22 protein-coding genes are annotated in these 20,692 nt (G+C 37.4%); 5 read left to right on the top strand and 17 right to left on the bottom strand.

Annotation, left to right across the window (positions count from 1 at the left end):
• Positions 1–177 precede the first annotated feature (177 nt).
• From ACZZZW_RS11415 to ACZZZW_RS11360, 12 genes are all read right to left on the bottom strand, one after another.
• Entirely contained in the window at positions 178–381 is a 204-nt protein-coding gene (locus ACZZZW_RS11415; RefSeq protein WP_463493493.1) for a hypothetical protein, read from the bottom strand.
• Complete coding sequence (locus tag ACZZZW_RS11410) at positions 378–1,577, bottom strand: glycosyltransferase (protein ID WP_463493491.1); 1,200 nt, start codon at positions 1,575–1,577, stop codon at positions 378–380. The genes ACZZZW_RS11415 and ACZZZW_RS11410 overlap by 4 nt, the downstream gene beginning before the upstream one ends.
• Positions 1,578–1,587: 10 nt before the next feature.
• Positions 1,588–2,754 (bottom strand): glycosyltransferase, encoded by a 1,167-nt coding sequence (locus tag ACZZZW_RS11405; protein WP_463493489.1) that lies wholly within the window; start codon positions 2,752–2,754, stop codon positions 1,588–1,590.
• 95 nt (positions 2,755–2,849) lie between these two features.
• Positions 2,850–4,127 carry an O-antigen ligase family protein gene (locus ACZZZW_RS11400; protein WP_463493487.1) on the bottom strand — a complete coding sequence of 426 codons (1,278 nt, stop codon included), beginning with the start codon at positions 4,125–4,127 and terminating at the stop codon, positions 2,850–2,852.
• A gap of 13 nt (positions 4,128–4,140) precedes the next feature.
• Complete coding sequence (locus tag ACZZZW_RS11395; protein ID WP_463493485.1) at positions 4,141–6,273, bottom strand: exopolysaccharide transport family protein; 2,133 nt, start codon at positions 6,271–6,273, stop codon at positions 4,141–4,143.
• 14 nt (positions 6,274–6,287) lie between these two features.
• On the bottom strand, positions 6,288–6,965 hold the full coding sequence (locus tag ACZZZW_RS11390; RefSeq protein WP_463493483.1) for a TolC family protein: 678 nt from the start codon (positions 6,963–6,965) through the stop codon (positions 6,288–6,290).
• Positions 6,966–6,998: 33 nt separating this feature from the next.
• A complete protein-coding gene (locus ACZZZW_RS11385) occupies positions 6,999–8,072 on the bottom strand; it encodes a sugar transferase (protein ID WP_055903482.1) in 1,074 nt (357 codons plus the stop codon).
• Positions 8,072–8,476: a response regulator gene (locus ACZZZW_RS11380; protein WP_463493480.1), complete on the bottom strand. Its 405-nt coding sequence runs from the start codon at positions 8,474–8,476 to the stop codon at positions 8,072–8,074. Before ACZZZW_RS11380 ends, ACZZZW_RS11385 begins: the two co-directional genes overlap by 1 nt.
• 212 nt (positions 8,477–8,688) lie before the next feature.
• Entirely contained in the window at positions 8,689–9,045 is a 357-nt protein-coding gene (locus ACZZZW_RS11375) for a serine O-acetyltransferase (protein WP_463493478.1), read from the bottom strand.
• 801 nt (positions 9,046–9,846) lie between these two features.
• A complete protein-coding gene (locus tag ACZZZW_RS11370) occupies positions 9,847–11,457 on the bottom strand; it encodes a hypothetical protein (RefSeq protein WP_463493476.1) in 1,611 nt (536 codons plus the stop codon).
• A gap of 109 nt (positions 11,458–11,566) precedes the next feature.
• On the bottom strand, positions 11,567–11,758 hold the full coding sequence (locus tag ACZZZW_RS11365; protein WP_055903471.1) for a hypothetical protein: 192 nt from the start codon (positions 11,756–11,758) through the stop codon (positions 11,567–11,569).
• Between the two features lie 284 nt (positions 11,759–12,042).
• Positions 12,043–12,678, bottom strand: a complete 636-nt coding sequence (locus ACZZZW_RS11360; protein ID WP_055903467.1) for a response regulator transcription factor — start codon at positions 12,676–12,678, stop codon at positions 12,043–12,045.
• A gap of 378 nt (positions 12,679–13,056) precedes the next feature.
• On the opposite strand from ACZZZW_RS11360, the gene ACZZZW_RS11355 reads away from it, so the two are divergent.
• Complete coding sequence (locus tag ACZZZW_RS11355; RefSeq protein WP_055903464.1) at positions 13,057–13,806, top strand: sensor histidine kinase; 750 nt, start codon at positions 13,057–13,059, stop codon at positions 13,804–13,806.
• 350 nt (positions 13,807–14,156) lie between these two features.
• On the opposite strand, the gene ACZZZW_RS11350 is transcribed toward ACZZZW_RS11355, so the two are convergent.
• The 3 genes from ACZZZW_RS11350 to ACZZZW_RS11340 form a co-directional block, all read right to left on the bottom strand.
• Entirely contained in the window at positions 14,157–14,411 is a 255-nt protein-coding gene (locus ACZZZW_RS11350) for a hypothetical protein (protein ID WP_055903459.1), read from the bottom strand.
• Positions 14,412–14,781: 370 nt separating this feature from the next.
• Positions 14,782–15,390, bottom strand: coding sequence for a hypothetical protein (locus ACZZZW_RS11345; protein WP_463493473.1), 609 nt, complete (start codon positions 15,388–15,390; stop codon positions 14,782–14,784).
• A 237-nt stretch (positions 15,391–15,627) separates the two neighbouring features.
• A complete protein-coding gene (locus ACZZZW_RS11340) occupies positions 15,628–15,909 on the bottom strand; it encodes a helix-turn-helix domain-containing protein (RefSeq protein WP_463493471.1) in 282 nt (93 codons plus the stop codon).
• A gap of 143 nt (positions 15,910–16,052) precedes the next feature.
• Here ACZZZW_RS11340 and ACZZZW_RS11335 point away from each other — a divergent pair, with 143 nt between their 5' ends.
• Complete coding sequence (locus ACZZZW_RS11335) at positions 16,053–16,853, top strand: SDR family NAD(P)-dependent oxidoreductase (protein ID WP_463493469.1); 801 nt, start codon at positions 16,053–16,055, stop codon at positions 16,851–16,853.
• 91 nt (positions 16,854–16,944) lie between these two features.
• Here ACZZZW_RS11335 and ACZZZW_RS11330 read toward each other — a convergent pair whose 3' ends face one another.
• Positions 16,945–17,712: a DUF72 domain-containing protein gene (locus tag ACZZZW_RS11330; protein WP_463493467.1), complete on the bottom strand. Its 768-nt coding sequence runs from the start codon at positions 17,710–17,712 to the stop codon at positions 16,945–16,947.
• Between the two features lie 52 nt (positions 17,713–17,764).
• A complete protein-coding gene (locus ACZZZW_RS11325) occupies positions 17,765–17,947 on the bottom strand; it encodes a hypothetical protein (RefSeq protein ID WP_463493465.1) in 183 nt (60 codons plus the stop codon).
• A 248-nt stretch (positions 17,948–18,195) separates the two neighbouring features.
• Between ACZZZW_RS11325 and ACZZZW_RS11320 the strand changes: the two genes are divergently transcribed.
• The 3 genes from ACZZZW_RS11320 to ACZZZW_RS11310 all read left to right on the top strand — a co-directional run bounded on the left by ACZZZW_RS11320 (position 18,196) and on the right by ACZZZW_RS11310 (position 20,465).
• Positions 18,196–19,197, top strand: coding sequence for an SDR family oxidoreductase (locus ACZZZW_RS11320; protein ID WP_463493463.1), 1,002 nt, complete (start codon positions 18,196–18,198; stop codon positions 19,195–19,197).
• 12 nt (positions 19,198–19,209) lie between these two features.
• Positions 19,210–19,704, top strand: a complete 495-nt coding sequence (locus ACZZZW_RS11315) for a DUF421 domain-containing protein (protein ID WP_463493461.1) — start codon at positions 19,210–19,212, stop codon at positions 19,702–19,704.
• 251 nt (positions 19,705–19,955) lie between these two features.
• The gene (locus ACZZZW_RS11310; RefSeq protein ID WP_463493460.1) at positions 19,956–20,465 is read left to right on the top strand and encodes an RNA polymerase sigma factor; all 510 of its coding nucleotides are present in this window, start codon (positions 19,956–19,958) and stop codon (positions 20,463–20,465) included.
• The last annotated feature ends 227 nt before the right edge of the window (positions 20,466–20,692 follow it).

Below are 20,692 nucleotides of genomic sequence, written 5' to 3'. Positions count from 1 at the left end.
AACGCCATATTCCGTAAAGGCTGTTTTTATTTTTTTATTGAACATTTGTACAGATTTTTTCATCAATCTGCGAGAGCATTTCCGCATCGATATCGATATCAAACTTGAGTGCAAAAAATTTTTCAGAATTACTGATACTTACAAAATCTGCTGCTCAGGTATATTTTATAAAACGCATTAGCTTGTACTGAAATTTGATTTAGTAGTTAGATGCCGTACAAAATGAGAATATTGACCATGCTGCAAATACTGAAAGTTGGCTATGGCAATTTTCTTATCCAAGTGGATATAAAAATCAAATTCAGGATGCGCTATGGCTTCAATCATCAAACCCAATTGCATTGGGTTTTTATATGCCATTATTATATTTGCAACTCTCATGTGCCAACAGGATTAACTTTATTGATATATCCATACATCATCCCAACTGAGTTTTTCCAGGTATGCGACCGGGCAAAAGCTTTCCGCTCATCTATCAAAACCGGATCTTTTTCATTTAAAAGCTTTTCTATACCATTACAATAACTTTTAGCATCGTTTGCCAAAAGCACATGATCGCGGAATGGCTCCATCGCATCCGTTTTAGTGGCTATTGTAGGTTTTCCAAATGCAAGATATTCATCAATTTTTCTTGGATAATTGCCAATAGTAAGTGCATTAATCAGCTGAGGATTAATACAGATATCAAATTCATCAATAAAACCTGGCAGTTCAGTTACTGGCCGGGCACCTAAAAAATGAACATTAGGTAACTGGTGTAAAGTACTTTGCTGAAAGCTGGTATCTTCGGGCCCAACCAGTACAATATTCCAGTCAGGTTTAGCATTTGCTATATTTGCAATGAGCGAAATATCTAACCGGGCAGCAGTTAAAACGCCAACATAGCCAATTCTTGGATATGCAATATGCGCCAATTTTTTTTCTTCCTTACCCGGAACAAATTCATCGAAAGCTGTAAAATCGCATCCTTGCCCTACATTGTACGAATTTGGGTTATATTTTTCACAATAACTCGCTAAATAGGCAGAATTTGCGAAACATAAATCACTTTGGGCAATTATTTTGGGTTCCATATAGGCCCCGTGTTTTTTATAATAATCTGTAGCGAGCATATTGTCGCGTGAGTAATAAATGCTCAATTTTGGCTTTAAAAGCGTTTTTAGAAAGAAACTTCTAAACATGTCGCTATCATTAAACAGCACATCGTTTTTAAAGGATAAACTATCGGTTACTTTTTTTATGGCCTTAAACAGCCTTTTATTATTAAGCCTGTTGAGGTAGTTGTAAATTTGCCCTGGAGGTAAAAAGTTGATGGATTCTAACAGGCAATCACAATTTAAAACATATAAATTGTCATTAATTTTTTCGAGGCCGTTTTTTTTGCTAGCAATAACATCAAGCTTTTCAATAACCTCCTTATCTTTTCCGTTACGCCATTTTGTAATCCGATCAAGCGATGGGTTAACATACAAAACACGGTTAGCGGCCGAAAATTGTACAGCAATATCTTTGCAATTACTCCCTATTTTGGTATCCCAGCCCTGCTGCCCTACGATGATAATATCTAAGTTTTCCAAATTGCTGTATTTAGGGTTGAATGATGTGTTTGGTTGCTACTGATCGCTTATTTGCAGTTCTGGCATAGATAAGGGAAACTACCTGAAAATAAATAAATTTTGGAATACCTGCCAGCGATTTGTAAATGCGGGCATCAGTTGGCTGTCTCAACAAAGCAATTAAAAAGCTGATTAAGAAGCAAAAAATTGCAACAATCCAGTAAACCGCAGCTACACTTCCTGTTAACAAATTGATCATCAGGAAAAAAACCGATAGAATAAGAAAAATAAACAAAGGTGGCCTAAGCAGAATAATACCAAAAAGCATCTGGTTTAAATTCATCCTCTTTATTCCTTTGCCTATTATACTTATGCCATAACCGCAGAAACGGAACCAGGTATTGATCCACCTGGCGCGTTGATTAACTAGTTGAGCAGAATTGACGGTTTTTTCATCGTATACAATTGCATTTTTGGCAAAAGCTATTCTTTTACCCGAAAGTAGAATGCCCGCCTGAACCACCTTATCAAATCCAGCACCATGAAAATCTAGCTTTGCGATAGCCTGGCGGTATAAATCAGCTTTAAATGCCATCCCCGAGCCTGCCAGGGTTGCAGATGAGCCAAGCTTAAAAAGCAACTCCCCATCGTAAAAGTGATAATATAAATCTCTGGCCGCATCCAGGCAAGCGTAGGTGCTGTTTAAGTTTTTAGCTGCCCTAAGCCCTTGTATGGCTTCAAATCCCTGGTCGAAATAGTTGTTCAGTTCATTGATATATTCAGGATGCACCAAATTATCACTATCTATAATGGTAATGATATCATGGGCTCTGGTAAAGTTTTTAATCGCATAATCATGAGATTTAACGTTACTGGCAAGCGTATGTGGAGGCCTTAAAACCAAAACACGGTCTGAATTAAATGTTAATACAGCTGCCGAACAATTATCTGCAACGATATAAATCATGTAATTACTATAATTCAAATCAAGCAAAGATTTCACAACCTGTTGCAAATAATCTATTTGTTCGTAAGCAGTTACAATAATTGCATAATCGGGTGTTTGCTTTACCAAAGTTTTTTTCATTCGGCTACGCACAAAAACGGAGAGTACAACCATTAACAATGGAAGTACCAGGTTGTAGCCTATCAAAACCTGGATAAGCAGCCAAAAAAGATTAAGGAGGTTAGTGATCATGGCGGGTATGTGTTTTTTTAGCATTTCCCAATGCCTTATAAAAAGCATAGATAAAGCATATCAATCCGGGTAAAACAAAAAATTCGAATGGCATATTAAGCAGCTAAATTGTTTAATTCTTTTGGTTCGTCAATCGGTTTATCCATTTGGCGGGCATTATATATGAAAGCCCACGAAAGGTAGATCACAATGGCAGTGGGCATGGTATTAAGCACTTCGTTTCCGTAACTGCAAAACAGTACGCCGCCAAAGCCTGAGGTTAGTGCAACGAGCTTGATCCGTAAATCTTTATCACGGATTGACCAGGTGATACCACAGCATTTCCCCAAAATAAACATCATAATGGAGAACCATACCGTAAGACCTACAACCCCATACATGGCCCATATTTTCACAAATAAGCTATCTGGCGGGAAGGTAGAAAGATACGTACCACCATTATATAACATGCCGTTATAGCCCAAACTGCCTAGTCCACCACCAAAAGGGCGGCTTTCCATATAACTTTTTAAATTATTTTGATTGATCAGCCTAACATTTAGAGAGGCATCTTCGGGATTTAGTGCCGTGCGTAATCTGTATATCTGATAATTATTATCACCAAGGTGTGTAAACATTAAAATACATAACAATGCAACTACTGTAGCGAAACCAAGAAATATTGCCTTTAGGTTTTTACTCAGTACAATTGCCATTACACCACCCACCAACAGCGCAAAAAGTGCTCCGCGAGTACCCGAAATAAGCATGCCATAAATACAAAAAGCCGAGCTGGCCAATAGTGCCAGGCGTTTCCATAATTTCATTTTACCAAAAGATAAAATCAATGCGATTAAGCCTATATGAGCCTGCGACGCCCCAAACTGACCTGCATCGGTATAAAATGAAAAAACCCGTAACCTTCCCCAAAGCAGGTGAGTACCAGCATTTGCTTGTAAAAACGCATTTTCTCCTGGCGATAAACCGATAAATAGTTGCTTAATGCCATTTAAAGTTGCCAATACCGAAAGCGAAATAATAATGGTTAAAAAAAGATTCAGGTCTTTTCGTTCTTTAAAAATAACAAGTCCTAGCCAGGTCATTATAAAAGGATATAGTGCTATACTGCGTAATTCTGCAAGCCAACCCAATAAGCTCCCTTCAGGGTTAAATGCTTCAAGTAAACTCAACACAAACCATATCAGCAGCGAATAGAAAAGATCGTTATTGCTACTTTTGGCATCAAAGCCCGGCTTACAAACAAGGGTTGCAATAATGGTGAGCACCAGAAAACCCTCAACAAAAACTCCGAAAGGCAGCCCTGTTATTTCACGGGAAAGTATTCCAAAAGTGAAACAATAAACCAGAAGAACTATAAATATGCTTCTTTGCATTAAATATTATAGATTAGTTTATCGGATGATCATAAAAAACCCAACCGGCAAAACCTTGCTGCTGTTTAATGTATTCAATATGTTTCCGTTGATCATCAGAAATGGTGTTGCCAGATCTGAAAACCATTACACTCATATCTACAAACAGCAGCCATTCTTTTGTTAGGTTAAGATCTTGAAGGCTACTGATATCGATCACAATATTATCGAACTCTTTTCTAAGCTCCTCAAAAGCACTGCGCAGGTTTTTAAGACTTTGCGTTTCTAAAAGCGACTTTTTAACAGCATTTTTTGTCATTACCGTAATCAGATCTTCTGTTTGCAGCTTACGTTTAACGATAAAATTCTGGAAACTTTGGCTCGATTCTATCTTTTTTTGCTCAGTATTTTCAAGTGGTAGTTCTTCAGCAATAAGTAAGGTTTTTCTGCCTACCATTGCAAAAGAATACGCCAGATTATAGGCCAGCTGAGTTTTCCCTTCCTTAGGCAACAAACTTGAAATGCCGAGCACCTGTTCTTTGTTCTGATCCATTTTTTTCAGCAACTCAAACCTCAGTGATCTGATTTCATTTTTATAATTATCATGCGTAACGCCACTGTTATCATTCCAGATAAAACTAGGATTGCGCTCGCCCGTGGTAATTTTACTGAAACTCCCGATCACTTCAGATCCGGTTGCAAGTTTAAGCCTATCTACATCTTTTATTTTCTGATCAAACACAAGTACGAGCAGCAAAACACCAAAGCATAAACCAAAACCAACAAAGCCTGATCCTATTACATATAACACCTTTTTAGAGCGCAATGCTTTACCAGGCAAACCTGCCTGTTCAATTTTAAGGTGCATCCCTAAACTTTTGCTCGTTTTACTTTGATTAGATTGATCGAGCGCAGCCATATATTCTTTTGTGGCTAAATCAGCATCGCGTTGATAGTTCTGAATATCAGCATCGTAAGGCACCATACTGGCGTATCTTCCTCTTAAGGTAGATAACTCATGATCAACCGTTTGCATACTGCTTTTAGCTTGTTGAAGCTTAATTTCCAAATCGAGTTTCTGCTGTACCAGTGCCTGTTTCGAAGTACGCGGATCCAAAACGTCGTCATCCGAATTCATATTGCTTCTGGCTGCAAGTAACCTGTTTAAAGAATCGATCTTTCTTTGACCAGAAACTTTAAATCCGCCATCTATGTAGGCATTATTTGCCAATTCCAACTGCCTTTTTAAATTCACAATAGCTTTATTATCGCTAGAACTGCTTCCGTTTACAAAAGCATCTCCACCTCTTAATTTGCTTATTATTGTACGTATTGCGGCCTGATTGGATGCAATGGTACGAAGCATTTCTGCACGCTGACTTTCGTATTTGGATATTTCATTGTAAACCGTTGCCGATTGCTCATTTAAGTTTAATACCCCTTTTGTTTTTTTGAATGATGATAAAGAAGAATTCTTCTTGTTCATATCCAGTTCTTTTACCTTAAGTAATGAATCCAAAACGGCTGCTGCATTGTTCTGGTTGGTAGAAACATCAGAGCTGTAAATATTGATACATTCCTGGCTCAGGCTGTTTACTACAAATGCCGAAAGATTGGGATCTTCAGAGGTAAAGCCAACTGTAATAAGATCACTGTTGCCTGCATGAGCAATTTCAAGCTTGTTTCTTAATGCATCTTCTCCATAGCCCATATTTTCAGCCAGGTCATAAATTGCATATGCTCCATCATTATCCTGCAAAGTAAGCAGCGATTTTGTAGCCAGTTTTACTTTTAATAAGCTGAGAATTTTAGCCCTCGAAGCTGCATCGATCGGTTTTAAATACTTTGAGTGATCTCTAAAAGCATGTTTGGCATCGCTCAAATCATGAATCATCAGGTTATAGCTAAGGATGCTTAACATCCTTTTCATGCCAAATTTTTCAATAATGTTAGAAAATTGCTGATTAATTGCAAAAAAATCTACAGACTGACTGCTTATTGCTTTTTTAGAGGGATCTAGTAATCCGGTAGATATCTGTGTTTCGGAATAATACTGTTTCGGAATTCGCTTAACTAAAAAGTACGCAACTATCCCCACAATCAGCGGAGATAAAATCAGTACCCATTTATAGCGCTTAATGAGTTTTAAAAATATTTTGATATCCATTACGATTTTTTTATTTATTTAACCTCTGATAATGGCTGTCCGATTACCTCTTCCAGTAAATCTTTTGCTTTCAAATAATCAGATTCGGCTTGCACCTGTAACGAAATGGCAGTTGTTTGTGCAATACGCATTTGGTTGTATACATCAAGTGTTACCTGGCCTTTTTCAAATTTGTATCTCGAACTTTCAGCCACACCTTTACTGTCTTGAGCACTTTGAGTATAAACCTTTAGCAGGCTGGTTTGCAGTAAAAGATCATAATATCTCTTCTTCACTTCAACAATTAATCCGTTGTCGAAATCGAGTTCCTGGTATTTGGCAATCATATAGTTTGCCTTTGCCTTTTTTACATTATAGGGTTTTTGCAAAAATGTTCCAAGGTTGAAATTAATTCCAAGTTGAAAACCATTCACATTATAAGGATTAACCGGATCTACAACTGTTTTGCCCTGCGGACGGTAAATGTAAGATGCACCAAAAAGATCCAAATAAGACATTTTTGCTACATTGATATCCTGTTTAAGGCTTTCAGTTGTAGCCTGTTGCACTTTTCGCTTTGCATAATTCTTTTTCGCAAGTTCGATGTATTTTGTAAGCTCAGTGTTATCAACTGCACCGATTACTGCTTGCTGGGCTTGAGATTGTAAGCCGATAATACTACAGGCTATAATAAGTAAGAATGAAATTTTCATGGAAATAAATTGTATAATTTTATAGAACGTTTGTTACACATCTTCTTTTTGAATCAGTGCGGGTAATGTTTTTAGAATAATTTTAAAATCGAGAAAAATAGAATAGTGGTTGGCGTAATAGTTATCCAGTTCTTTACGCTCACTCTCAGACATATCCTTTTTTCCCCGGCGGCTTATCTGCCAAAGGCCTGTTAACCCTGCAGGGCCGTTAAATCTCGTCGACCATTTATTTGTAGTAAGCTGCTCGGCCTCGTAAAGTGGCAAAGGCCTGTTTCCTACTAACGACATGTCTCCGATGAATACATTAATCAATTGAGGAAGTTCATCAACACTGGTTTTTCTCAGTATTTTCCCTATTTTAGTAATCCTTGGATCGTTAGAAAATTTAACAAATGCTGATTTTCCCTTTGGATTGCCCTCGTTGGCATATTGGTTAAGGTTGGCAAGCTGGCCAATCATCTGATCTGCATCACTGCGCATGGATCTGAATTTATAAAAATCAAAAATCCTGTATCCTGCGCCAACCCTCTTGCTTTTATATACAATAGCACCTTTGGATTCGAGCCTGATCATAATCGCAATGATGATAAACAAAGGCATTAATAATAGTAGTGCTATGCCCGAAGCAACAATATCGAAAACCCGCTTGCTTAGCGGTATCTGATAGCGCTCTTGCATATCTGCAGAAATTTCGAGTACGTTAGGTTTTATGGCTTTGAATTTTACCAAAAAAGCAATCCTGGCAATAAAATCATCCTGCGGAAATGGATGCAGGTAATAATCGTTGGCCCTAACCTGTAGTGCTTTTTTGCGCCAATCTGCATTTTCTGTTGTACCGATTAGTACAACAATTAAATGACTGAGGATAGGATGTTGCCTGATGTAAGAAACCTGATTAAACCAATCGGGGTTTTCATCCACTTCAATCATTACCAAATCCGGCAGACTTAAAAAAGTTTGCTGTTGGATATAAGATTGAAAATCATCAATAAAAATAAGTTCTTTTGTGCAGCCGCCCAGGCTCTCAAAAATCGTGTCTCTCAACAATTTACCAAAATACACCGACCGTACATTGGCCACAGCACTATCTTTGTTCGGAGTATTCATTATGCGATTAGCCTGCTGATCTGAGTCTTCAAAATCGTTGGATCGAAAGGTTTTTCCATATAACTATCGATTCTAAAAGCCATGCTTTTAACTTTTTCTTCGAGGTTTTCCTCTCCTGAAAGTACCATTATTGGTGTGTTACGGTAGAAACCGCTGCATTTAAGGTTTTGAATAAAAGCGTTCCCATCAAAATATGGCATTCTTAAACTAGAAATGATCAGATCAGGGTCGTTACCCTCTTCCAACCAGCTCAGCGCGTCAATACCACTGGTTTTAATGGTTAGCCTATATTCTGGTGCCAAAATGAAGTTCAATAACTTTCCGAGGTTTAATCCTCCATCTACAAGAAGAATTTGTTTCTTGGTAAAGCTTTTGATGTTGTTCTTTAAAATAAGATTTTTCATTGAGTTTTTTCTATTGCTGACGTTAATATTCTTCAGTATAATTAGCAGGATTTATAGGTTTCATAGATCGACGTAAAGGTCATATATCCACCAGCCTAAATCAATAGCCCGATAGGGCTAATCCCCCTATATGAGGTACTAAAAGCACTAAAGCAATATTTTTCATCAAAATTTTATGGATAAATAAGGAGTATTAAATAGGGATGGTATCATTATGTATTTTCAACTGAAATAATATATTTCTTCTTTAACACAGTGGCGGTATTACCTACCATTACGCTATTATCTTCAACATCTTTGGTAATTACCGAGCCGGCACCTATTATTACATTGTTGCCTATTTTTACATCACCAAGTATTACCACATTAATTCCTATATCCACATTATTACCAATTCTGGGTGCTTTACTGTAGCTTCCATTTTCTTTTATTTTCGAACTGATGTTGGTAAGCTGCCTGATGTTACAGTTTTCACCGATTATGGTATTGCTGCCAATCACCGTTCCGAAGCCATATTGAATTTTAAGGCCCTTACCAATAATAGCACTTGAATTGATACCAACATTCATTAACCAGCCGATAGCAAACTTGTAAAGCAGTAAATACCAGAAAAAAATAAACCGTAAAATTTTGTACCGATATATTATTGAAGATATTCTGTAGAAGAGCATGATCATACGGGACTTAAAATTTCCTTTATTGTTCTTCCAATCTTGAAAGATATAAAGTGATTGTTTCTGTCCCTCAGAAATCATTATTAATCGTATTTATATTCATATAAATTAAGGCTCATTCAAAGTTAAATCCACACGCCAAATCGTGTTTAGATCCTAAGCCTTAGCTCTTACAAAGCTATTGGTTACATCCCCTGCGCTCAATAGCCCTTAAGTATCAATAAAAAAACCGGCAATAAACACTGTAAGAATACTCAATACTGGCTAGTTAGATATTTTGCTGAGATAACCTGTTGTAGTTGAAAAAATGATTAATCAGGATCAGTACTTGGGTTAGGTAATTTGATGTGAAAAAGGCTTTTCTAACGAAATACTTAAGTCTTCGGCTCCGCTCAGACTAACAAGCAAAAACTCAAACTTTGTTAAATCTAAGCTCAGATAATCGTACGGTATTAATCAAACAAACCTAAAGGACTGGAGCGAGCATCCCGATTTTTCATCTGGTTAAAGCGGATGGCAGGGCTACCGTAACCGAAAAGTTAGCAGATGTAGCAACTCCAGTAAGCAAAGCGGAAAAGAATTATAATATTAAATGAATGTACTTGAAAAGTAGAAACCTTGAAGGAAGCAGTTTAAAAAAAAATGGACGATAGTTTATCGCTATCATCCATTTAAAAAATCTATTTAAATCTCTATTTATTTTGCCTGTACAAAAATCGGGGTTTCTGTTACTAAAATCTGTACAGTGCCATTTTTGGTTGCTACTGTTTTAGCATCCATTTGATCTTTACCGATAGCGAAACTATAAACAATGGCTTCTTTACTCGATCCAAGATCAAGATCATAAGTTTTCGTTCTACCTACCTGATCAGGTATGGTTAGTACAAAAGTTTTTTTGCCGTTAAGCATGTATACATCAACCAATGGATCTTTACTAATTGTTGATGAATAATGATATTCACCTATCAATTTATTCGCCTGGAGTACATAATCGGCAGAAGGCCTGCGTGAGAAATCTGGATTGATAAAGCCCGATGAACTATATTGCGTCCAGCTGTTCACATCAACATTATCGAGCATGTAAAACATACATTTGGAAATGCCTGATCTTGCATATAAAAGTGCAGTACGCATGTTCCAATCTGCCTGGCTAACCATCGAACTTTTGCTGCCAATTTTTATTGCTCTTTGTGGCGTATGTTCGCCAACATCATAACCAGTTTCGGTTACCCATACCGGGATGCCGCCGTTTACTGATTTTGCAAACTCTTTAAAAAGCGATGCTACCCTACCTAAATCTGAAAGTTCGGGTGCCAAACCTACTGTAGCATTTCCGTTATTTTTAAAAGCATCATTGGCATATTGATGGTAATTAATAACATCAAAGCATAAATCTATCTGCCCGTTAGCCCTGGTTCCCCTGTTAGTTTTACACCATTGCACCATTTTGCGCACAAACTCAGGGTCTGGATCAGCAATACCGCCCATTACAACAATCATATTCGGATCGGCATTTTTTACACCTATTCCTTTACCAAGCGTGCCTTTATGGCCATCGTAAAAAGCAGAAAGATTGGCTGCATATTCTTCTGCAGATTGCTGTGCAAGCGGCCCTTTCCACCATTTATCGCGCTCATTATCGCATTCAATATAAGTGATAAGCCCCAAACCAGCTTTTGGCACATTTTGTGGATCATCTCTCCATCTTACCGTTGGATCGGCCAGAAGTAAACTTTTATCAACATTTTTGTTCGAACCATAACGGGCTGCAAGCTGAAAACCCACACGTGCCTGTTTAATATAGCTAGCAGGTTCAGACCGGTTTAAACCATAAGGCGCAGGAACGTTTTCAGCATCACGCTTACCAACAGGATAAGTGGCTAAAAGCCAATCCGGACAGCCCTTTAAATCTATAAGAACATCTTTACCAGCATCCTTCATGCGTTGATAAATCTGATCATAATCCCAATCCCCATAGTGTGATGGGCTGTAAGTAAACGATCCATCCTTATTTTCTATCCGCTGCCAATCTAAATAGTGCCTTATTCCTGAAAAGGATTTAATAATCTGAAACCTCGCTTCATCCACTTGCCCGTGGTTTGCATCTGTGGTATAATCCCACTCGAAGGCATTTACGCCAAGGAAAGCTTTAAAAGGTTCGGCACTTAATGGAGGGGTTACTCCAACAGTTTCTGGAGGAACAACATTTTCCGGGGCGGCCAAAATGGCCTTTTTACAATTTGAAAACGTAATAGCAATAATAAAAGTAACAGCAACACCTACTTTAGCAAAATAACGTTTCTTCATGACGATCGGATTTGGCTACAATATAGCAATTTTCTCCACTCAATGAATATAAACGAATGTTTTGTACCAATAAATTAATATTGCTGTAACAATGGATGCTATATTACAGTCAACCCGAAGTACAGAGAATAAAAATGGTTTGTCTGCTGTCTAACAGAAATATAAATTCGGTAAACTTATCTTTAATATTTTTGGTTATCTGAGTAACCCTACCTGTAGACTGATATTCATCAGTAATTTCATCACCAACCTTAATCTTATCAAGTCTGGAAATTGGAGTGCTATACGCTAATTTAATCATATGGAAAATAAACTTTAAAATTGGTTACTGCCTATTAAGGCTAATTAAAATCGATTAGATCAATAAGGATGACCTCACAATAATAGGGATTGACAACAACACAACAACAGGGTGTACTTTTAAAGGTTTTCATATAATTTCATTCTGCTTACATATAATGCGTTAAACGAAATCGGAACTATAAAATCGCCAGTCTAGTCCATACGAATATTAGAATGGCTTGGTTTTTTGGTTATGTTGAAACAAGCGTACTAGGGAATACGCATACAATGGTTAATAATGTTTTAGTTATAACTGTAATCTTTAAATTTATTCAGTGCTTCTATCTTATTTTGTACATGAAGCCTTTTATAGATGTTTTTACAATGATTTTTCACAGTATTCGGACTTATAAAAAGCATTTCTGAAATTTCTTTATATAATAAACCTTTACTTAAAAGTGATAAAACTTCAAGCTCACGTTCGCTTAAGCCTAAATCAAGTTTTTGCTTTGTAGGCTTGCTTCCCTGGATAAGGCTAATCACTTTTCTGGCAATGTAAGGGCTCATTGGCGAACCTCCGTTATAAAGCTCAATCAGTGCATCGTGAATTTCTGTCGATGTAGAACCTTTAATGATGTATCCGGATGCTCCAGCCTGTAAAGCACTGAAAATCTTTTCATCATTCTGGAAACCCGTGCACATTAAAAAAAGTGTTTTATTTAAGCCTTCTTTACTCTGCATCACAAGATCAATACCCGACATGTTGGACAACTTGATATCTACTATAGCGATATCCGGAGATTCGTTCGGCAATTTTTCTAATGCTTCTTCCGCCGAGGAATAAACACCTTTTAATTCAAAAGACTTGTTTTCGAGGATGGAACTTGCCAAAATGTTCCTGTAAAGACTGTGATCCTCAATAATTGACACCGAAATCATAATAATGCGTTATTTTTAGGTAATATTGTTATATGCCTTACCCCTTTTTTATTTTATCTTCACAGTTTTTTCGGTAAACCACTCTAAAACATGTTGATGCTAGTGTGGCTTAAGAAATTTATTAAGAAGGGAGACAACCTTTTTATTCATTTTACTGAACGGTACAAACCTATAAAAAAGAAAAGTTTTATCTATGCCCTTTGATATCACATAGTTACAACGTATGATTTGTACTTATTTAACCTATGGCAAATACATATAAAGGGCGAAATAGTAATACACATTAACGCAAAAATGGGTAAATTTAGTAGTATAAATAATACAAAAAGTTACCATAATGAACAAATAGGCACATCCATCTAATAAAGACCAAAAAATATGCAGCTCAATTTTCATCAAAAACCTTTTGATTTTTTACACATTTTATTAGCCGTTCTCATTCTGTTCACATTGTTCATTCTGCTTAAATATTATAGAACTTCAGTAAAATTTAAAAGAAAGTATAAAAACCAGGCTTTACTGATCAAGGCAGAACGTGACAGAATCAGTGGAGAAATACATGATGATATCGGATCGGGACTTACTGCAATAAAGTTATACGCCGAACATATAGCCCGGATAATGCCTGAGGTTACCGAACTTAAAAACCTGGAAGGCATGATAAGTGAAATAACGGTGCGAATCAGAGAAATTATCTGGAGCTCGAATGCTGAAAGCGACCATCTGGAAAGCTTGATCTATTTCATTGATGAGCAGGTTAGAAAAATTTTCGAACATACTGATATTGTGTTCAGCTCCGAACTTCCCGAAATTATTCCGGCTGTTGAATTGGAAAGTCAGAGTAGACGCGATTGTTATCTCATTGCTAAAGAAATTGGTCATAATGTGCTTAAACACTCCAAAGCTACAGAGGTAAAACTTCTGATCGAGGTTGAAAAAGATCAGCTTATATTTTCTATAAAAGATAACGGCATAGGTTTCGATCCGGCTGAGCATAAATCTGCAGGAGTAGGCATGGAAAATATCAGGATAAGAGCCAAAAGGCTAAAAGCAGGTTTAATTATCGAAAATTACAGAGGAACAAGGGTAAGAATTAACATCCCAATGAAACACAACCTACCTTACTAACATTTAATGTGAATAAATAATAAGCTGTATTATAAAGTGGCTATTGGTTTAAGTAATATAAATCTATAACTTAGGTAAATCATTTAAAACACCACCTCTCATCCGAAAGGTGGTGTAGAAAAAAAATCGTCCCGTGATTTATGAAGAATACAAAAGTAGCACTACAACAGGCAGTGTCAAATAGCCCTTTATAGTCATTAAGCTTACTATAATTGGCTATACTTTTGGTTCTTTATTGATAAACATCCCATGCAGTGTTTACTGTGTACCTTATAATTCACGCTTTTACACTATGAAAGTGATGCAATTTATCTTAAATAATAGTGTTAGTGAATTTGGGCTAAGCGCAATTAGCCATTATTTACTTTAGAAATGCTATAGTCAAGATTGGATGGGATAATACTTCTATTGATTACCCTAACCACTTCCCAAAAATAATTGCCATTTAAGTCACGTCCGCCCATAATGCGGACTTCATACGCTACCCCCAGGTAGCTTGTTGATACTTCCAGAAAGTCATTCTTAATATCCAAAGGTTTAAGGGCAGGCCTTAGGCGCTTTAAGATATCTTTTTTGAAACTGTCGAATTCAGAATTGTTAAACATAGGTTCGTAAGAGATAGTTGATTAAAGCATATGCTTTTTCAACTTTTGTGCCACATCGTTTTTTTGAAGGCTAAGAACTAGGTAAATAGTTATTTTATTGACATATGTCATCTTTCTGGCCAATAAACCCACATACAATAATTTAATTTTGACGAGTTCCCGACAATTTTTAATCCTTGTAACCCGAAATATTGTATAATTTAAACTACTAAACGCAGAATCCTTGAGAATTTGACAGATAAAAACTTGAGGTTAGAAATGTTGCAGAAAATAGTTATTACAATAAATTAAGGTTAAAAAATGTTCAAAACTACAAAAAATATCAGCTTATTCTCCACTTTTAGCAGAAAAATTAGCAAAATACAACTATTTAAGGCTTTCCATCAAGCAGGCCTTTTACCAACATTTTCCATTGCGGGTATGACAGACCTAATTTAGCACCCAACCCGACAATAAGATTCCTACCCCTATCGAGTAAGTTTCCTTCATTTGTATTGGCTACCTCATTTCTACCGTGTTCTTCTGCCCAAACTGTTATTCTATCGCGCCGGATGATGAAAGTAGATGTAGCCTGATCTTTTAGAAAGTGAGCAACCTGCTGACCTTTGCTAAAAGGGTTTGAACAGGGCCGCACACACATTGCGATCATTTCACAATCGCCATCATTTTCTATATTTATTTCTTCCACACGCACCCAATCAAATCCACCACCAGCTATGGATCCTGGTCCTGGTATATCAATGCAGATAAAATCTCCTTTCTGAGCAGGCCGCGATAATTGGTTGCCATCAGAATCATATATTTTAAAGTCAGACAAACCCGAAATCCTTCCCCATTCATTAACAGCCAATAGCTTTTTAGCGGCAAGGGAAAAAAATTCCTGTGCCTGGCTTAAACTACTCAGTTTTAGCTCCTCTACCACATCCATCTGTGTACCCACCACCTGTTGTGGCACCAAGTTGTTACCCGATTTTTCCATGGATTTTTTATTTTAATTTATCTCTTTATCTGTCTTTCAGCGGCATTACAAGCTAAATTTTCAGAAACATTTACTTCCTCATCACGCCCGCCAGTAAGCCTGTGTGTAACATTATTTTCTTCTGAGGTGTTTATCTATCAGGCTTTAAACTATGATTTTAATGCTGACTGCCTCATTGCTTTCTTCTCTATTAAAACAATGGCCATTTCTACTTGGTTTAGAAAAGTTAACAATGGATTACAACATTATTGGATTTGATACCCGGTCAGATATGGCTGTTTTTAACACATCATCGGGTTTAATGGTCAACAAAATCAATGGATCTACTTCAAGCACATCAGCAATTCCAAAAAGATGATCAATGGTGAGCCTTATGGCACCAAGTTCGAGCTTACTATAGCCATTCTGAGATATTTTTATTTTACTGGCCACGTATTCCTGGCTGTATTCCCTATACTGCCGTAACGTTCTAATATTCGCAGTAACATTTTTGGTTTTCACTTTTAACGTTTTTTCCATAGGTATTGACGATTTTTTCATTTAAAACATTATAAATGAGTAACCGGTTTAACTTTTGTGTGTTGAAGTGATTTTAAGAAAATCAAAAAAATAAAATCTTTTTCAGTTTTGGCTATGTTGAATTAATAACTAATAAGGAAATTATGGATAGTCAAAAACATTTCGCGCTAATTACCGGCGCTACAAGCGGCATCGGCTTTGAGCTTGCCAAACTTTTTGCAAAGGATAACTTCAACCTAATTATTGTTGCCCGTGACCAGCAAAAACTCGAATCGACCACAGCAGTTTTGGAACAGCAAGGTATTGAGGTAATTGCGATAAGTAAAGACTTGTTTCTACCAGGCGCAGCGGAAGAACTTTATGAACATATACAGGCATTGGGCCACCAGGTTGATGTATTGGTAAATGATGCAGGACAAGGCGTTTACGGCAAATTTATAGAAAACGACCTTAAACGTGAATTGGATATTATTCAACTGAACATTGCATCTTTGGTTACGTTGACAAAGCTTTTTGTGAAGGATATGGTAGCAAATGGAACAGGAAAAATTCTGAATCTTGCGTCAATTGCAAGTAAAGCTCCAGGGCCTTACCAGGCGGTATATCATGGTACAAAAGCATTTGTGCATTCATTTAGTGAGGCCATCCGCAATGAATTGAAAGATACAGGTGTAAGCGTAACATCCCTTTTGCCAGGAGCTACTGATACAGATTTTTTCAGAAAAGCGGATATGCTGAATGCAAAAATTGTACAGGAAGGAGAACTTGCCGATCCACAAAAAGTTGCACAAGATGGCTACGATGCTTTATTGGCTGGCCAGGATATGGTGGTATCTGGTTTTAAAAATAAAGTACAAATTGCCCTTGGTAATGTTACTCCCGATAGTATACAAGCTACGCAAATGGAAAAAATGCAGGAACCTGTAGAACCTAAAAAAGATTAGCACAAGGAATTATAATACTAAATTAATTTTGTGAAATAAACTTCCATTCTGATTAGGGGTGGAAGTTTATTGAAACATTTACCTGAGAAAATTAGGATAAAACGTCTCCTACAAATCGATTAAGTGTATTCAGGTTATCAATTGCATTCCCCATGGTATTGTTAAAATACACATAAACGGTTTTGTTTCCTTCAATCCATTCATTGATATATCCTGCATATTCCCAAAGCAGATCATCCTGGTAACTTCCCCTGTAATTACCACCCGGCCCATGAAACCTTACATACCTGAAATCACTCTTTAAGGCATCAAATATGCCAGTTTCGTTTCCCTTATCATGAATAACCAGGCCGAAACCATTTTCTTGCAGAAGATCTAAAACTTGCTGTATGTAAAGGGATTGATGCCGGAACTCGAATGCTATATTCCACCGCTTTTGGTCATTACAATCACTCAGCACGTCCATTAAACGCATTAACTGACCGATTTGCGCAATCCTTACACTTGGTGGAAACTGTATCAAAATGGAGCCCTTTTTATCTGCAACATTCGAAATCACTTCCATAAACCTGTAAACATCGGATGGATCGAAGCCAAGTTGCGGATTATGGGTAATTCCTTTAAAAAGCTTAAACGTAAACCTGAAATCTTCCGGAACATCCTGTGCCCATTTTTTTACCGTTGAGGCCATTGGAATTTTATAAAAAGAACTATTGATTTCGATGCTGTTCATCAACGAAGCATAATAGCAAAGTCTTGATTTTTCTTTAAATTCTTCCGGGTAAAAAGCTTTATTGGGCACTGGGAGCAAAAGTCCGCTGGTACCAGTATAAAAGCTATTGGTAAATTGGTTTGTCATAAGGATTATTAATCAATTGCTTTTGCAATTTTATCAATCTGTAAAAAGCTAATTAGCCATCAGCATCGCTACCTTCTGGAGTATTGGATTGCGCTTCATTTTTCTCTTTTGTATTTTCCCCAAACTCACCATTTTCATCATAAGCTTTATCAGCATCGCTACCCTCTAACTGCGAATCTGGAACTGGAAGAACCTTATCTTCATCAGTTGTGTGTTTATCTTTCTGTGTATCCATAATTTTAAAATAAAACCGTTTTATATATTATATATATATATGTTAACATTATAAATTGTCGAATTGTTCGGATAAACAGAAGCTGCTACAGCTTCGAAAGATGCTGAATAGCTATGACTCCCATAAGCATCTTAAGAAATAAGCCTAACCGGTTTGAGAAAGATCATCTGATAAACTTCTAAAAAAAAGCAAACCATCTAATTCCTGCTCTGGTTATATAAATACCTATAATAGATATCATTATGAACATGGAAAACAAAATTACAAGAAGAAAGGCTATTGGCGGCCTTAGCCTTGGGCTGGCGGGTATGGCCATATCGCCAAATTTAAGTGCCGCAACTTTAACCGAAGATAATACTTGGCCTCCTGCAGCACTGGAAGACCCGACAACAAAGCACCCTCGTCCGCCTTTTAACCACCAGAACCAACCATGGCCGGCATTGGCAAGCAAAATGGAGCCAAGACCCGATCATGGAGAAAACAGTTACAAAGGCTCGGGCAGGCTGATGGGTAGAAAAGCATTGATTACCGGTGGCGACTCTGGTATGGGTAGAGCAGCTGCAATTGCATATGCCAGGGAAGGTGCAGATGTTGCAATTGGTTACCTTCCGCAGGAAGAGCCTGATGCTAAAGAAGTTATAGAACTGATAAAAAAAGCGGGACGTAAGGCTGTGGCTATCCCTGGGGATATCAGAAATGAAGATTTTTGCAAAAAAATGGTTGATACCGCCGTGGCGCAACTTGGTGGCCTTGATATACTGATCAGCAACGCAGCCAGGCAACAAAGTACTCCATCTCTTGCGGATTTAACGAGTGAACAGTTCGACTGGACGATTAAAACCAATATATATGCGCCATTCTGGATTATTAAAGCAGCATTACCGCATTTAAAACCTGGTTCATCCATCATTGGTACTACCTCTGTGCAGGCAACCGACCCTTCTCCTGACCTTTATGATTACGCGCAAACCAAAGCCGCCACCACTAATTTTGTAAAATCGCTGGCAAAACAGCTTGGTCCAAAAGGCATTAGGGTAAATGGTGTTGCTCCGGGCCCAATATGGACACCATTACAAATGGGTGGAGGTTCTACACCCGAAAAATTGAAAGAATTTGGTAAAGAAACACCACTGGGAAGGCCAGGCCAACCCGCAGAACTGGCATCTATTTATGTGCAGCTTGCCGCAAATGACGCAAGTTTTTCTACCGGACAGATTTATGGCGCTGCTGGAGGAAGCGGACAACCTTAATTTCAAAAAAATATGGAAACAATACAAAACCTGATCGAAAAGAACGATGACTTAACTGTGCTTCAAATGTCGGTTAGGGGTGTATTTGTTTTTATACTCGCATTTTTGCTCATCAGGATTTCAGGCCGGAGATCTTTCGGCATGAAAGGCCCTGTTGATAACATTATTGCAATTTTACTAGGCGCAATTTTAAGCCGTGCAGTTGTGGGTGCTTCTCCACTTATACCAGTAATGGTAACCTGTTTCGTTGTGGTGCTCCTCCACCGGATCTGGGGTTGGCTGATCAGCAGCTATCCACGATTGGAAAAATTTACAGAAGGCAAAAAAATCCTCCTTTATCACCAGGGAAAGTTTAACGAAATTAAAATGAAACGGGCATTGATTTGCCGTTCTGATATTATGCAAGAAGTTAGGAGCCTCCTGCACCAGGAAGATTTAAAACACGTTGACAGTATTTTTATGGAAAGAGATGGAAAAATCTCCATTATATTAAAATCTGAAAGCTAAGAATCTCCTACACTATACTTTAAAACTTCTATTATCCATCTCTTTCCCGAAGACCATCTTATCTGTTTAAACTGCATTTTTTCTGGCCTGAAACAATATTTAAATAGATGCATTTACCGCATTAAATTAGATATCTGTATGATTTTTAGGTGATTTGCGGTTTATACGTGAGCCTCTGAAATTACCAAAACCACAATGCCAAATGGTATATGCTTTGAGGAAACTTATTTACATCCTTAAACACTTTACCTATGACACAGTACGAATTTTCAAACAGCATCAATCTTCATGCAGGCGCCTTGCGTTCGCATGCATTAAAGTTTACCAATGATATTGATGACGCAAATGATCTGCTACAGGATACTTTGGTAAAGGCCACACGATTTGCCTCAAAATTTGACCAGGGAACCAATATCAAGGGCTGGCTTTTTGTAATTATGCGCAACACGTTTATCAATAGTTACCGCAAACAGCAACGCCACAGGGAACGCGTTTTACAAGTGGAAGAAATCTCATCAGAGCAGCTTTGCACAAGCGCAACCACAAACCATGCTGAGAACAAATTTGCTTTGGAAGACATTAAAAATGCACTAAAAAAGCTCCCCACAACCTATTCAGTTCCCTTTATTAAATATTTTGAAGGCTATAAATACCAGGAAATAGCACTCGAACTTGATATACCTGTAGGCACGGTTAAAACCCATATCCATCAGGCCCGGCTATTGCTAAAAAAGTCGTTAAAACAATACAGGAAATACTAAATAACAGGGCTTCAAAGTGTAAGCCCTGTTTAAAAAATTACCCACGTATTTTGCAACAAATCCGAGTCAACTACCTAAATTAATGAAAATACTACCTGAACTTTAAATTAAGAATCAAAACAAAAGCTTTAACATTATTACACTTATTGCAAAAAAGTGTAAACCACTATTTAGGATTGGCTAAAACGCTTAATTAAGCCAAAAGATAATTATTTACCAACAGAACG

Source organism: Pedobacter sp. AC379 (assembly GCF_979258145.1).
Note: the sequence above shows the minus strand (reverse complement) of the source record. Positions and strands in the feature narration are given on the sequence as shown.

What these genes read in the sequence shown, in the direction of transcription:
- ACZZZW_RS11310 (WP_463493460.1), top strand. Translation starts at nt 19,956, where the DNA reads ATGACACAGTACGAATTTTCAAACAGCATCAATCTTCATGCAGGCGCC.
- ACZZZW_RS11320 (WP_463493463.1), top strand. Translation starts at nt 18,196, where the DNA reads ATGGAAAACAAAATTACAAGAAGAAAGGCTATTGGCGGCCTTAGCCTT.
- ACZZZW_RS11345 (WP_463493473.1), bottom strand. Translation starts at nt 15,390, where the DNA reads ATGGAAAAATCGGGTAACAACTTGGTGCCACAACAGGTGGTGGGTACA.
- ACZZZW_RS11355 (WP_055903464.1), top strand. Translation starts at nt 13,057, where the DNA reads ATGCAGCTCAATTTTCATCAAAAACCTTTTGATTTTTTACACATTTTA.
- ACZZZW_RS11340 (WP_463493471.1), bottom strand. Translation starts at nt 15,909, where the DNA reads ATGGAAAAAACGTTAAAAGTGAAAACCAAAAATGTTACTGCGAATATT.
- ACZZZW_RS11390 (WP_463493483.1), bottom strand. Translation starts at nt 6,965, where the DNA reads ATGAAAATTTCATTCTTACTTATTATAGCCTGTAGTATTATCGGCTTA.
- ACZZZW_RS11330 (WP_463493467.1), bottom strand. Translation starts at nt 17,712, where the DNA reads ATGACAAACCAATTTACCAATAGCTTTTATACTGGTACCAGCGGACTT.
- ACZZZW_RS11385 (WP_055903482.1), bottom strand. Translation starts at nt 8,072, where the DNA reads ATGAATACTCCGAACAAAGATAGTGCTGTGGCCAATGTACGGTCGGTG.
- ACZZZW_RS11375 (WP_463493478.1), bottom strand. Translation starts at nt 9,045, where the DNA reads ATGAATGTTGGTATCAATTCAAGTGCTATTATTGGTAAGGGCCTTAAA.
- ACZZZW_RS11335 (WP_463493469.1), top strand. Translation starts at nt 16,053, where the DNA reads ATGGATAGTCAAAAACATTTCGCGCTAATTACCGGCGCTACAAGCGGC.
- ACZZZW_RS11395 (WP_463493485.1), bottom strand. Translation starts at nt 6,273, where the DNA reads ATGGATATCAAAATATTTTTAAAACTCATTAAGCGCTATAAATGGGTA.
- ACZZZW_RS11415 (WP_463493493.1), bottom strand. Translation starts at nt 381, where the DNA reads ATGAGAGTTGCAAATATAATAATGGCATATAAAAACCCAATGCAATTG.
- ACZZZW_RS11400 (WP_463493487.1), bottom strand. Translation starts at nt 4,127, where the DNA reads ATGCAAAGAAGCATATTTATAGTTCTTCTGGTTTATTGTTTCACTTTT.
- ACZZZW_RS11405 (WP_463493489.1), bottom strand. Translation starts at nt 2,754, where the DNA reads ATGATCACTAACCTCCTTAATCTTTTTTGGCTGCTTATCCAGGTTTTG.
- ACZZZW_RS11360 (WP_055903467.1), bottom strand. Translation starts at nt 12,678, where the DNA reads ATGATTTCGGTGTCAATTATTGAGGATCACAGTCTTTACAGGAACATT.
- ACZZZW_RS11315 (WP_463493461.1), top strand. Translation starts at nt 19,210, where the DNA reads ATGGAAACAATACAAAACCTGATCGAAAAGAACGATGACTTAACTGTG.
- ACZZZW_RS11325 (WP_463493465.1), bottom strand. Translation starts at nt 17,947, where the DNA reads ATGGATACACAGAAAGATAAACACACAACTGATGAAGATAAGGTTCTT.
- ACZZZW_RS11350 (WP_055903459.1), bottom strand. Translation starts at nt 14,411, where the DNA reads ATGTTTAACAATTCTGAATTCGACAGTTTCAAAAAAGATATCTTAAAG.
- ACZZZW_RS11365 (WP_055903471.1), bottom strand. Translation starts at nt 11,758, where the DNA reads ATGATTAAATTAGCGTATAGCACTCCAATTTCCAGACTTGATAAGATT.
- ACZZZW_RS11380 (WP_463493480.1), bottom strand. Translation starts at nt 8,476, where the DNA reads ATGAAAAATCTTATTTTAAAGAACAACATCAAAAGCTTTACCAAGAAA.
- ACZZZW_RS11370 (WP_463493476.1), bottom strand. Translation starts at nt 11,457, where the DNA reads ATGAAGAAACGTTATTTTGCTAAAGTAGGTGTTGCTGTTACTTTTATT.